Source organism: Pseudomonas sp. TWP3-2 (genome assembly GCF_049897765.1).
GTDB lineage: Bacteria > Pseudomonadota > Gammaproteobacteria > Pseudomonadales > Pseudomonadaceae > Aquipseudomonas.
The window spans coordinates 37,878-49,497 of record NZ_JAFCWW010000022.1 but is presented as its reverse complement, the minus strand read 5'-3'; the positions used below and the strand labels follow the sequence as shown (position 1 = coordinate 49,497).

Below are 11,620 nucleotides of genomic sequence, written 5' to 3'. Positions count from 1 at the left end.
AAGGTTCGCTACGTGATCGAGTTTCAAAACGTCCACAAGACTTACCGCGTCGCCGGTAAGGACATCCCCGCCCTGCACCCGACCAGTCTGACGATTGAGAACGGTCAGGTGTACGGCCTGATTGGCCATTCCGGTGCGGGAAAAAGTACTCTGCTGCGTCTGATCAATCGCCTGGAGCAATCCAGCGGCGGCAAGATTTTCGTCGACGGCGAAGAAGTCACCGCGCTCGACGCCAACGGCCTGCGCCGTTTCCGTCAGCAGGTCGGGATGATTTTCCAGCACTTCAACTTGCTGGCATCGAAGACCGTGGCCGACAACGTCGCGCTGCCGCTGACCCTCGCCGGTGAACTGTCCCGTGCCGAGATCGACCAGCGTGTGGCCGAGTTGCTCAAGCGCGTGGGTCTGTCCGACCACGCGAAGAAATTCCCCGCGCAGTTGTCCGGTGGCCAGAAGCAGCGCGTCGGCATTGCCCGCGCCCTGGCGACCAAGCCGAAAATCCTGCTGTGCGACGAAGCCACCAGCGCCCTTGACCCGCAGACCACGGCGTCGGTCCTGCAACTGCTGGCTGAGATCAACCGCGAGCTGAAACTCACTATCGTTCTGATCACCCACGAGATGGACGTGATCCGCCGCGTGTGCGATCAGGTCGGCGTGATGGACGCTGGCGTGATCGTCGAGCACGGTTCGGTTGCAGACGTGTTTCTGCATCCGCAGCACCCGACCACCAAGCGTTTTGTGCAAGAAAGCGAGCAGGTCGACGAGAACGAGCAGCGCGATGACTTCGCTCACGTGCCGGGGCGCATCGTGCGTCTGACGTTCCAGGGCGAAGCAACCTACGCGCCGCTGCTGGGCACCGTCGCTCGGGAAACCGGCGTCGACTACAGCATCCTCGCCGGCCGTATCGACCGCATAAAAGACATTCCTTACGGGCAATTGACCCTCGCCGTCACCGGTGGCGACATGGAAGCGGCATTCGCCCGCTTCACCGCCGCTGACGTTCACATGGAGGTCCTGCGTTAATGGAAGCCTTGATGAGTTTCTTCGCCAATATCGACTGGTACGAAATCTGGCTGGCCACTGGCGACACCATGCTGATGCTCGGCGGTTCGTTGTTGTTCACCGTGCTGCTCGGCTTGCCGCTGGGTGTGTTGCTGTTCCTGTGCAGCCCGCGTCAGTTGCTGGAAAACCGCGGTGTCTACGCGATCCTGTCGCTGGTGGTGAACATCCTGCGTTCGCTGCCGTTCATTATTCTGTTGATCGTGATGATCCCGTTCACCGTGCTGATCACCGGCACGTCGCTGGGCGTGGCCGGTGCGATCCCGCCACTGGTGGTGGGCGCCACGCCGTTCTTCGGACGGCTGGTGGAAACGGCCCTGCGTGAAGTCGATCGCGGCATCATCGAAGCGACCCAGTCGATGGGCGCGACCACGCGGCAGATCATCGTCAACGCCTTGCTGCCAGAAGCGCGTCCGGGCATCTTCGCGGCGATTACGGTGACGGCGATTACACTGGTTTCCTACACGGCGATGGCCGGTGTGGTTGGCGCTGGTGGTCTGGGTGACCTGGCGATCCGTTTCGGCTACCAGCGGTTCCAGACTGACGTGATGATCGTGACCGTGGTATTGCTGTTGATCCTGGTGCAAGTGTTGCAAATGGTGGGCGACCGACTGGTCGTGCACTTCTCGCGCAAGTAAACCGGTTTTGTAATGACATGAGCCGGCCATTCGCTGGCAGGTGCCAGACGGGCGCCGCAAAAAGGAGTTAGCTGAATGAAAAAACTGATCGTTGCCCTCGCTGCCGTTGCAGCGTTCTCGGCCCACGCCGACGAAACCCTGACCGTGGCTGCGAGCCCGGTACCGCACGCGGAAATCCTCGAGTTCGTGAAGCCGGCACTGGCCAAAGAAGGCGTGGATCTGAAGGTCAAAGTCTTCACTGACTACGTTCAGCCGAACGTGCAGGTTGCCGAGAAGCGTCTGGACGCGAACTTCTTCCAGCACCAGCCGTACCTCGATGAGTTCAACAAGGCCAAAGGCACCAGCCTGGTCGCCGTGACCGGCGTGCACCTGGAACCGCTGGGCGCGTACTCGAGCAAGATCAAGAAAATCGAAGAACTGCCAGGCGGCGCCAACGTGGTCATCCCGAACGACGCCACCAACGGCGGCCGTGCGCTGTTGCTGCTGGCCAAGGCGGGCGTAATCACTTTGAAGGACCCGAGCAATATCCTGTCGACCATCAAAGACATCGCGCAGAACCCGAAAGACCTGAAATTCCGTGAACTGGAAGCCGCGACCATTCCACGCGTGCTGACCCAGGTCGACCTGGCGCTGATCAACACCAACTACGCGCTGGAAGCCAAGCTCGATCCGTCCAAGGATGCGCTGGTGATTGAAGGCAACGACTCGCCGTACGTGAACATCCTGGTGTCCCGCGCGGACAACAAGGACAGCGATGCGATGAAGAAACTGGCGGCTGCCCTGCATAGCCCGGAAGTGAAGAAGTTCATTACCGAGAAGTACAAGGGTGCTGTGTTGCCGGCGTTCTGATTAAGGTTGTTGTGAATTGTTCGGCTTGGGGGGACTGCGTTGGATTCGCCCCTCACCCCAGCCCTCTCCCGAGGGAGAGGGAGCCGAAATTCGTGCCGTTCAAAACCTGAGTTCGGCTGGATATTTCAGGTCGATGTATTCCGCCTAAACACCTCGGTCAGTCCCCTCTCCCTTTGGGAGAGGGTTAGGGTGAGGGTAAGCTTTTGACTTTGCTTACTTGCGATTAAGCATCACCGGCAACTGCGCCACCAACTTCGCATTATTCAACGGCGCGCGAATAAACCCGCGCTGCGTCCCGTCCGGGCCGATTACCGCCAGATTCCCACTGTGATCAACCGTGTAATTCGGCTTGCTGGTATCCGCCGGAATAAACGGAATACTCACCGCGTTCGCGACCTTCTGCAGCTCTTCAATAGAGGTCGGCGTCAGGCCGATGAACTGCGGGTCGAAATAGCCCAGGTACTGCTTCAGTTGCTTGGGGTTGTCACGATTCGGGTCAACGCTGACCAGCACAATCTGCAACTTGTCCACAGCGTCTTTCGGCAGCTCGCTTTTGATTTGGCGCAATTGGGCAAGGGTGGTCGGGCAGATGTCCGGGCAGAAGGTGTAACCGAAAAACAGCAGGCTCCACTTACCCTTGAGCTCATTGATCGCGACCGGTTTGCCGTCCTGATCGGTCATCGTCACGTCCGGCAGATTGCGGCTCTGCGGCAGCAGGATAATGCCGGCGTCGATCAGCGCGGTCGGGTCGCCCTGGCTTTTGCCGCTCAGCACTTTATTGACGGTAAGGCCGAGGATCAGTGCGATCACGGCGACGAGGACGAAGACGGTTTTCTGAGTTCGAGTCATAGGTTCAACAATAAGTAGTGGTCTACGAGCAGGGCGATGAACAGCAGGAACAAGTAATAAATAGAGTACTTGAACGTGTTGATCGCCGCGTGCGGCCGAGTGCCACGGTACAGCACCACGGCCCATTGCAGAAACCGCGCGCCCAGACCGAGCGCGCAAATCAGGTACAACACGCCGCTCATGTGAATCACATACGGCAGCAGACTCACCGCCAGCAGCGTGAAGGTGTACAGCAGAATGTGCACTTTGGTGTAGTGCTCGCCGTGGGTGACGGGCAGCATCGGAATGTCAGCCTTGGCGTATTCCTCCTTGCGATGAATCGCCAGCGCCCAGAAGTGCGGCGGGGTCCAGGCGAAGATGATCAACACCAGCAGCAACGGTTCGGCGCTGACATGGCCAGTAGCGGCGGTCCAGCCAAGCAGCGGCGGTGCGGCCCCGGCCAGTCCGCCGATGACGATGTTTTGCGGTGTCGCACGTTTGAGGAAACCGGTGTAGACCACTGCATAGCCGAGCAATGACGCCAGTGTCAGCCATGCAGTCAGCGGATTGGTGAAGGTCAGCAGCAACGCCTGACCGAGCAGCGCCAATACCAGCGCAAACGTCAGCGCAGCGGCCGGCGAAACGCGACCCTCAGCCAGCGGTCGTTTGTGCGTGCGCGCCATCAGCGCATCAATCCGCCGATCCACCACATGATTGACCACCGCCGCGCCGCCGGCACACAGGGCGATACCCAGATTGCCGAACACCAGCACCGTCCACGGCACGCCGGCGCGGGTCGCGAGAAACATCCCCACCAGCGAGGTGATGAGCATCAGCACCACCACTTTCGGCTTGGTCAGCTCCAGATAATCTCGCCACAGCGCCTGCGCGGGACGTTCGCCGATCAGAATCGCCATGGCGTCTCTCCTTTTATAGTTATTGGCGCGGCCGAATGTTTACGCGGGCTTAGTCGCCAGCGCGCAATCAGCGGCTGCCTGACCCGAACCAGACTGGTACGCGCGTGATAGTTGACCAGCACCATGCTCAGCAACAACGCCGCGCCACCCGCGTTATGCGCCACGGCGACCGGCAGTGGCAGATGAAACACCACGTTGCTGATGCCCAAGGTGATTTGTGCGGCGAGGGCGATCAGCACCAGCCCGGCCAGTCGGGTCATGCCGACCACTTTCAGTTGCCAGGCCAGACCGAGCAGCACCAGCGTCACCAGCAGCGCACCGACGCGGTGAGTCAGATGAATCGCCGTGCGTGCATCGCTGTCGAGTTGGCCGCCGAGGTAATTCGGGCCGATGTGTTGCGTCAGGTGAAAGCCGTTGGCGAAATCGGCGGGCGGCAGCCATTGACCGTGGCAGGTTGGAAAGTCGATGCAGGCCACTGCCGCGTAGTTGGAACTGACCCAACCGCCCAGAGCAATCTGGCCGATCACCATTAACAATCCCGCCGTCGCCCAGTGCTGCAAACGCTTGGGCACGGTCAGGGCCGGCAGCACGCCGGACAGCCTTAGCGTCAGCAGAAACAACAGGCTCAAAGTCGCAAAGCCGCCGAGCAAATGCCCGGTCACCACTTGCGGCCAGAGTTTGAGCGTCACCGTCCACATGCCGAACGCGGCTTGGGCGATCACCACGGCCAGCAAGAACAATGGCAGTTTCAGTGGCAGCCCCGGATGCCGACGGTTGACCCACGCACGTCCGGCCAACACCGAGATCAACAGCCCAAGAGTGCCGGCGAAGTAGCGGTGGATCATCTCGTTCCAGCCTTTGTGCGCTTCGACCGGCGTGTCGGGAAAATGCAGTTCGGCATGCGCCAGTTGGGCTTCGCTTTTGGGCACGCTGATAAACCCGTAGCAACCCGGCCAGTCCGGGCAGCCGAGGCCGGCGTGGGTCAGGCGCGTGTAGGCGCCGAGCAGCACCACAATCAGCGCCAGCAGGGTGGCAAACAGCGCGAGGCGAAATCCAGGTTTGGCCATGACAATGCCCTTATCCGATGTTCGACAGTTTCAGCAGGTGGCGCAGGTCGTTGAGCAGATCCTTGCCTTTGACATTCGGGTCGTAGCGCAGCACCAGATTGCCGTGCGGATCGATGATCCACAGCTGTGGCGTGGTTTTGTCGCCGGCAGTCTTGCTGAAGGTCGCGGCGTCCAGCGGATAACGCTGCAACTGCGGATATTCGCGGGTCAGCTTGGCTTCGTAATCGGCGCTCAGCGGTTGCGCGGCGGCGAGAGCGTGGCTGGCGCGCCCGGCTTCGCGGCCAAGACCGACCTGAATCTGCCGCGCCAGATACACCAACTGCTGGCAATCGACCGCGCAATCTTTCGGCGCAGTGACCAGCATCTGCCAGCGCTTTTCATCAGCCTGCACACCAAGGTCGGCGCGAGTCTGGCCATTACCGATCAGTTCACCGTGATAACTGCGACCCTCCGGCACCCAGAACTGCAACTTGTACATGCCGGTGGCTAGGATCATCGGACCGACCACGCCGAGTACGATCAACAGCAATTGAATGCGTCCACGGCGGCGACTGGTCGGCGCCTTGGCGTCAGACATGCTGGGTGGATTCATGGCCGTTCCCATGGTGGTGCTCCTTGGCGTTGTGCCAGCCGAGATAAAGGTAGAGACCGAGTAGAGCGATGCTCATGGCGAACCATTGCACGGCGTAACCGAGGTGTTTTTCCGGGCCCATAGCCACCACCGGCCAATCGGTCTGATAGCTGGCGGGGCCGGGTTCTGCGCGTAATTCGTAGGCGAAGCCATCGCGTTCGAGGGTTTGCCAGAGCTTGGCCGGTTCGACGGCGGTGATGGTTTGCGGCCAGCTCTGGCTGGCCGGGTCGGCGTGCAACTGGAAGGTTGTGCCGGGGGCGACGTAGACCCACGCATCGACACTTACCGCATCGCCCGGCGTGCTGAATTGCGGCGGCACGCGCCGATCCGGCCACGGCAGCCAGCCGCGATTGACCAGCAGCCACAGCCCGCTGGCCTGATCGTGAAACGGTTGCAGCAACTCGACGCCGACCTTACCGTCACGCTGCCGGTTGTCCAGCAACAAACTGTGGGCGCCATCGAACTGGCCGTGCAGATGCACGCGGCGAAAGGCTGGATCGGCGCTGTGCAGCAATTCGCTGCTGGCCATCGGCGCGGCGGCGCGGCGTTCGGCGTAACTGGCGAGTAGGGCAGTTTTCTCGGCGCCACGCCCCAGTTGCCAGAAGCCCAGCGAGACCAGCAGCGGCAGCAACAAAGCCACTACCAGCGTTGGCACGACGCCCGGGCGGAAGCGCTTCATGGCATCGCCACAAAGTCAGGCATCACGCTCGCTATACTCCAATGCATCGCCCGTCCCCCGGAGTCTTGCCATGCTCAAAGCAGCCATCGTCCTGATGCTGATTGCCACGGTGATCAGCCTGTTCAGCGGCCTGTTTTTCCTGGTCAAGGACGACAGCAGCTCGAATCGGCTGGTGCTCGCCCTGAGTGTTCGGGTGGCCTGCGCTGCGATCACCGTCGGCCTGATCGCCTGGGGTTTCTACAGCGGCCAGCTGGTGTCGCATGCGCCTTGGTAAGTAAGCCTCAGAGCACGTAGACGAAGATAAACAGACCGATCCACACCACATCGACAAAGTGCCAATACCAGCTCGCCGCTTCGAAGCCGAACTGATGCTCGTTGTCGAAGTGGCCCTTCATGATGCGCATCAGCATCACAAACAGAATGATCGTGCCGATGGTCACGTGGGCGCCGTGGAAACCGGTGAGCATGAAGAACGTCGCGCCGTAGATGCCGGAACCGAGGGTCAGGCCCAGCTCCTTGTAAGCGTGGATATATTCTTCCGCCTGGAAGCCGAGAAACGCGCAACCGAGCAGCACGGTGATCGCCAGCCAGATTTTCAGCGCGCCGCGATTGCCCTTCTTCAGCGCGTGGTGGGCGATGGTGATGGTCACGCTGGAGCTGACCAGCAGAATCGTATTGATCAGCGGCAGGCCCCACGGGCTGATGACGTCCTTGGGCGGCGGGAACAGTTTCGGATCCGGCGTGTGCAGCAGCGGCCAGGTGAACTGGAAGTTCGGCCAGAGCATGTGTGCGACGCCTTTCGGGCCTTCACCGCCGAGCGCCGGGCCGGAGATGTGCCGCACGTAAAACAGCGCACCGAAGAACGCGACGAAGAACATCACCTCGGAAAAGATGAACCAGCTCATGCCCCAGCGGAACGAACGATCCAGCTGCGCGCTGTACAACCCCGCACGGCTTTCCTTGATCACCGTGCCGAACCAGCCGAACAGCATGTACGCCACCAGCAGGCCGCCGATGAAAAAGATCAGCGGGCCGTGGGATTCCGGGCGCGCCGCCTTCAGATCATTGAACCAGACGGCCAGGCCGTACACGGTGACCGCCATACCCACCGTGGCAATAATCGGCCACTTGCTCTGGGCCGGAACGTAATAGTGCTCATGACTTGCCATTTATTGTTCTCCTTATCGGGCACGCTTAACCGCCAGTGTTTACAGCCACCGGTGGATGTCGGGCGGTGATATCGAACAGCGTGTAGGACAGCGTCAGATGCTTCACTTCCTTGGGCATGTCGCGGTCCACGATGAATCGCACCGGCATCTCGATGCGCTGGCCCGGTTGCAGCACTTGCTGGGTGAAGCAGAAGCATTCGGTCTTGTGGAAATACGCGGCGGCATTGCTCGGCGCGATGCTCGGCACGGCTTGCGCACTCATCGGTTTGTCAGTGGGGTTGTGCGCGATGAAAATCATCTCGTTGACCGCACCGGGGTTGGCCGTCAGCTCGTCATGTTTGGGATAGAACTCCCATGGCATGTCGGCCGTATTGGTGGACAGGAACTGCACGCGCACCTGGCGCGAAGTGTCGACGGTCTGCTCGCCCGCGTACTGCCCACCAGTCTTGCCATTGATGCCGAACGCCTTGCACATCACGTCGTAGATCGGCACCAGGGCAAACCCGAAAACAAACATCGCCAGCACCACAGCCAGCAGCCGCGTGACGAGTTTTTTTAGCGAGATCGAGTCAGCCATGATCTTTGCCTTCTACGGAGAACCCTGTGGGAGCTGGCTTGCCAGCGATGGGGCCAGTGCGGTGTGTCAGACAGGCAGCCAGCGCTGGCAAGCCAGCTCCCACAGGGATTGCGTCAGCCGGGAGGTGGTTGTTCATTTCACTTCCGGCGGTGTGGTGAAGGTGTGATACGGCGCCGGCGACGGCACGCTCCATTCCAGACCTTCGGCGCCATCCCACGGTTTGGCCGGTGCCGGCACGCCGCCGCGAATGGTCTTGATCACGATGAACAGGAAGAAAATCTGCGTGGCGCCGAACATGAATGCGCCGATCGACGAGACCATGTTGAAGTCGGCGAACTGCAGGTTGTAGTCCGGAATCCGTCGCGGCATCCCCGCAAGACCCACGAAGTGCATCGGAAAGAAGGTCAGGTTCATGCCGACGAATGACAGCCAGAAGTGCAGCTTGCCGAGGGTTTCGTCGTACATGTGCCCGGTCCACTTCGGCAGCCAGTAATAAGCCGAAGCAAAGATCCCGAAAATCGCTCCCGGCACCAGCACGTAGTGGAAATGCGCGACCACGAAGTAGGTGTCCTGATACTGGAAGTCGGCCGGAGCGATGGCCAGCATCAGTCCGGAGAAACCGCCAATCGAAAACAGGATCACGAACGCCACTGCGAACAGCATCGGCGTCTCGAAGGTCATCGAGCCTTGCCACATGGTGCTGGCCCAGTTGAACACCTTCACCCCGGTCGGCACCGCGATGAGCATGGTCGCGTACATGAAGAACAGCTCGCCCACCAGCGGAATGCCAACCACGAACATGTGGTGCGCCCAGACGATGAACGACAGGAACGCGATGCTCGCCGTGGCGTAGACCATCGAGGTGTAGCCGAACAGCGGTTTGCGCGCGAAGGCCGGGATGATCTGGCTGACGGCGCCGAAGGCCGGCAGGATCATGATGTACACCTCGGGGTGGCCAAAGAACCAGAACACATGCTGGAACAACACCGGATCACCGCCACCGGCAGCACTGAAGAAACTGGTGCCGAAGTGGATGTCCATCAGCATCATCGTCACGCACCCGGCCAGCACCGGCATCACCGCTATCAACAGGAACGCAGTGATCAGCCAGGTCCAGACGAACAGCGGCATTTTCATCAAGGTCATGCCGGGGGCGCGCAGGTTGAGGATGGTGGCGATCACATTGATCGCGCCCATGATCGAGCTGATGCCCATCAGGTGGATGGCAAAGATGAAGAACGTCACGCTTTCCGGCGCGTAGGTCGTCGACAGCGGCGCGTAGAAGGTCCAGCCGAAATTGGGGCCGCCACCGGGCATGAACAGCGTTGAAACCAGTATCAGGAATGCCGCCGGCAGCAGCCAGAAACTGAAGTTGTTCATGCGCGGCAGGGCCATGTCCGGCGCGCCGACCATCAATGGGATCATCCAGTTGGCGAGGCCGACGAACGCCGGCATCACCGCGCCGAACACCATCACCAGACCGTGCATGGTGGTCATCTGGTTGAAGAACGCCGGCTCGACGATTTGCAGTCCGGGCTGAAACAACTCGGCGCGAATCACCATGGCGAACGAGCCGCCGAGCAGGAACATGCAGAACGCAAACCACAGGTATAGCGTGCCGATGTCCTTGTGGTTGGTGGTCAGCACCCAGCGCATCAGGCCTTTGGCCGGGCCGTGGGCGTGGTCGGCATGACCGTGGTCATCGATTACAGCGCTCATGGCCGGTCTCCTTTACGTGAGTGGGCTGGGCTGGCCGGGGCGCGTTGCCCCGGCCGGTTCACGAAGTACGCGATAGACCGGCTCATTGGCTTTCCGCCTGTTTCAGCTCCAGCACTTCTTTTGGCGTGACCATGTCGCCCTTGTTGTTGCCCCAGGCGTTCCGTTCATAGGTCACGACCGCTGCGATATCGACTTCCGAGAGCTGTTTGCCGAATGCCGCCATGGCGGTGCCGGGCTTGCCGTGGAAGACGATGCCCAAGTGATCCTTGATCGGGCCGGTGGCAATTTTCGAGCCCTTGAGTGCCGGGAACATTGGCGGCAAGCCTTGGCCTTCAGCCTGGTGACAGGCCACGCAAGCTGTGTGATAGACCTTGTCGCCGCGCTCCTTGAGTTCGTCGAGGGTCCATTCCTTGCTGGTCAGCTCTTTGAGTTGCGCGGCTTCGGCTTTGCGCTCGCCAAGCCATTTCTCGTAGTCGGCCTGTTCCTTGACCTCGACCACGATCGGCATGAAGCCGTGATCCTTGCCACAGAGTTCGGCGCACTGGCCACGGTAGATGCCGGGCTTGTCGACTCGGGTCCAGGCTTCGTTGACGAACCCGGGGATCGCATCGCGCTTGACCGCGAAGGCCGGCACCCACCACGAATGAATCACGTCGGCCGAGGTCACGAGAAAACGCACCTTGGCCCCGATCGGCAGTACCAACGGCTTGTCGACTTCGAGCAAATAGTGCTCGCCCTTGGCTTCCTTGTTGTGGATCTGCTCGGCGGGAGTGGTCAGGTTGCTGAAGAATTCGACATCCTGGCCCAGGTATTTGTAATGCCACTTCCACTGATAACCGGTGATCTGGATATCAATATCCGGCTCACTGGAGTCGTACATCTTGATCAGGGTGGCGGTCGCCGGTACCGCCATCACCACCAGAATCAGCAGCGGGACGACGGTCCAGAGAATCTCGACGGTGGTGCTTTCGTGGAATTTCGCGGCGACCTGCCCGGTAGAACGGCGGTGCACCATCATCGACCAGAACATGGCGCCGAAGACGATGACCCCGATCACCACACAGATCCAGAAAATGATCATGTGCAGGTCGAATACTGCGTGACTGATTTCAGTCGCTCCAGGCGCCATATTCACAGTCCAGGCCGCTTGTGCCTGGCTGAAAATCGACCACAACAGGAGGCCCATCCAGACATGTGGATGTCGCATCATTGCGGGTTCCCCTTATCGTTCTTGTTATCCCGCCGGCTTTCACCTGCGGCAAGGGAGCGGCTGCATCAGACTACGAACTTGAATCGCCGGGCCTTGCTGCGTGGGCAGTCGGGCGTCATCAGCTAACTCCATTCATTGGCGAGTATAGACAGCGGCTGGGAATTGCAATGTGCGCAGGCAAATGATCGATACAGCCGGAGCTTGCGTTGAAGGGCACGAATGGAGAAGGATGCAGACGAGTGGTGGCAAACCGATATAACGCAGGTGTCTCAAGGATGAA

13 protein-coding genes are annotated in these 11,620 nt (G+C 60.4%); 4 read left to right on the top strand and 9 right to left on the bottom strand.

Annotated features, from left to right (window positions below; genetic code table 11):
- The first annotated feature begins 12 nt into the window (after positions 1-12).
- The 3 genes from ACP7EE_RS23545 to ACP7EE_RS23535 all read left to right on the top strand — a co-directional run bounded on the left by ACP7EE_RS23545 (position 13) and on the right by ACP7EE_RS23535 (position 2,543).
- The gene (locus ACP7EE_RS23545) at positions 13-1,020 is read left to right on the top strand and encodes a methionine ABC transporter ATP-binding protein (protein WP_426203659.1); all 1,008 of its coding nucleotides are present in this window, start codon (positions 13-15) and stop codon (positions 1,018-1,020) included.
- Complete coding sequence (locus tag ACP7EE_RS23540; protein WP_426203661.1) at positions 1,020-1,694, top strand: methionine ABC transporter permease; 675 nt, start codon at positions 1,020-1,022, stop codon at positions 1,692-1,694. Before ACP7EE_RS23545 ends, ACP7EE_RS23540 begins: the two co-directional genes overlap by 1 nt.
- Positions 1,695-1,769: 75 nt before the next feature.
- The gene (locus ACP7EE_RS23535; protein ID WP_420650008.1) at positions 1,770-2,543 is read left to right on the top strand and encodes a MetQ/NlpA family ABC transporter substrate-binding protein; all 774 of its coding nucleotides are present in this window, start codon (positions 1,770-1,772) and stop codon (positions 2,541-2,543) included.
- 213 nt (positions 2,544-2,756) lie between these two features.
- Here ACP7EE_RS23535 and ACP7EE_RS23530 read toward each other — a convergent pair whose 3' ends face one another.
- From ACP7EE_RS23530 to ACP7EE_RS23510, 5 genes are read right to left on the bottom strand one after another with little or no spacing between them, the layout of a single operon-like run.
- On the bottom strand, positions 2,757-3,392 hold the full coding sequence (locus ACP7EE_RS23530) for an SCO family protein (protein ID WP_420650007.1): 636 nt from the start codon (positions 3,390-3,392) through the stop codon (positions 2,757-2,759).
- Positions 3,389-4,288, bottom strand: coding sequence for a heme o synthase (gene cyoE, locus ACP7EE_RS23525; protein ID WP_426237091.1), 900 nt, complete (start codon positions 4,286-4,288; stop codon positions 3,389-3,391). The genes ACP7EE_RS23530 and cyoE overlap by 4 nt, the downstream gene beginning before the upstream one ends.
- Positions 4,276-5,355: a COX15/CtaA family protein gene (locus tag ACP7EE_RS23520; protein ID WP_426237089.1), complete on the bottom strand. Its 1,080-nt coding sequence runs from the start codon at positions 5,353-5,355 to the stop codon at positions 4,276-4,278. The genes cyoE and ACP7EE_RS23520 overlap by 13 nt, the downstream gene beginning before the upstream one ends.
- A gap of 10 nt (positions 5,356-5,365) precedes the next feature.
- Positions 5,366-5,959, bottom strand: a complete 594-nt coding sequence (locus tag ACP7EE_RS23515; protein WP_426237088.1) for a hypothetical protein — start codon at positions 5,957-5,959, stop codon at positions 5,366-5,368.
- On the bottom strand, positions 5,925-6,665 hold the full coding sequence (locus tag ACP7EE_RS23510) for an SURF1 family protein (protein ID WP_426237086.1): 741 nt from the start codon (positions 6,663-6,665) through the stop codon (positions 5,925-5,927). Before ACP7EE_RS23510 ends, ACP7EE_RS23515 begins: the two co-directional genes overlap by 35 nt.
- A 70-nt stretch (positions 6,666-6,735) precedes the next feature.
- Between ACP7EE_RS23510 and ACP7EE_RS23505 the strand changes: the two genes are divergently transcribed.
- Complete coding sequence (locus ACP7EE_RS23505; protein ID WP_420650002.1) at positions 6,736-6,939, top strand: twin transmembrane helix small protein; 204 nt, start codon at positions 6,736-6,738, stop codon at positions 6,937-6,939.
- 7 nt (positions 6,940-6,946) lie between these two features.
- On the opposite strand, the gene ACP7EE_RS23500 is transcribed toward ACP7EE_RS23505, so the two are convergent.
- From ACP7EE_RS23500 to coxB, 4 genes are all read right to left on the bottom strand, one after another.
- Positions 6,947-7,834 (bottom strand): cytochrome c oxidase subunit 3, encoded by an 888-nt coding sequence (locus tag ACP7EE_RS23500; protein WP_426237084.1) that lies wholly within the window; start codon positions 7,832-7,834, stop codon positions 6,947-6,949.
- A 25-nt stretch (positions 7,835-7,859) separates the two neighbouring features.
- Complete coding sequence (locus ACP7EE_RS23495) at positions 7,860-8,411, bottom strand: cytochrome c oxidase assembly protein (protein WP_420650000.1); 552 nt, start codon at positions 8,409-8,411, stop codon at positions 7,860-7,862.
- A 132-nt stretch (positions 8,412-8,543) separates the two neighbouring features.
- A complete protein-coding gene (gene ctaD, locus ACP7EE_RS23490; protein WP_420649999.1) occupies positions 8,544-10,130 on the bottom strand; it encodes a cytochrome c oxidase subunit I in 1,587 nt (528 codons plus the stop codon).
- Between the two features lie 82 nt (positions 10,131-10,212).
- Positions 10,213-11,340 (bottom strand): cytochrome c oxidase subunit II, encoded by a 1,128-nt coding sequence (gene coxB / locus ACP7EE_RS23485; RefSeq protein WP_420649998.1) that lies wholly within the window; start codon positions 11,338-11,340, stop codon positions 10,213-10,215.
- Between the last annotated feature and the right edge of the window lie 280 nt (positions 11,341-11,620).

Bases quoted from the DNA above. Each gene is read 5' to 3' on its own strand.
- ACP7EE_RS23530 (WP_420650007.1), bottom strand. From the start codon at position 3,392: ATGACTCGAACTCAGAAAACCGTCTTCGTCCTCGTCGCCGTGATCGCA.
- ACP7EE_RS23515 (WP_426237088.1), bottom strand. From the start codon at position 5,959: ATGGGAACGGCCATGAATCCACCCAGCATGTCTGACGCCAAGGCGCCG.
- ACP7EE_RS23540 (WP_426203661.1), top strand. From the start codon at position 1,020: ATGGAAGCCTTGATGAGTTTCTTCGCCAATATCGACTGGTACGAAATC.
- ctaD (WP_420649999.1), bottom strand. From the start codon at position 10,130: ATGAGCGCTGTAATCGATGACCACGGTCATGCCGACCACGCCCACGGC.
- ACP7EE_RS23510 (WP_426237086.1), bottom strand. From the start codon at position 6,665: ATGAAGCGCTTCCGCCCGGGCGTCGTGCCAACGCTGGTAGTGGCTTTG.
- ACP7EE_RS23520 (WP_426237089.1), bottom strand. From the start codon at position 5,355: ATGGCCAAACCTGGATTTCGCCTCGCGCTGTTTGCCACCCTGCTGGCG.
- ACP7EE_RS23495 (WP_420650000.1), bottom strand. From the start codon at position 8,411: ATGGCTGACTCGATCTCGCTAAAAAAACTCGTCACGCGGCTGCTGGCT.
- ACP7EE_RS23500 (WP_426237084.1), bottom strand. From the start codon at position 7,834: ATGGCAAGTCATGAGCACTATTACGTTCCGGCCCAGAGCAAGTGGCCG.
- coxB (WP_420649998.1), bottom strand. From the start codon at position 11,340: ATGATGCGACATCCACATGTCTGGATGGGCCTCCTGTTGTGGTCGATT.
- ACP7EE_RS23535 (WP_420650008.1), top strand. From the start codon at position 1,770: ATGAAAAAACTGATCGTTGCCCTCGCTGCCGTTGCAGCGTTCTCGGCC.
- ACP7EE_RS23505 (WP_420650002.1), top strand. From the start codon at position 6,736: ATGCTCAAAGCAGCCATCGTCCTGATGCTGATTGCCACGGTGATCAGC.
- cyoE (WP_426237091.1), bottom strand. From the start codon at position 4,288: ATGGCGATTCTGATCGGCGAACGTCCCGCGCAGGCGCTGTGGCGAGAT.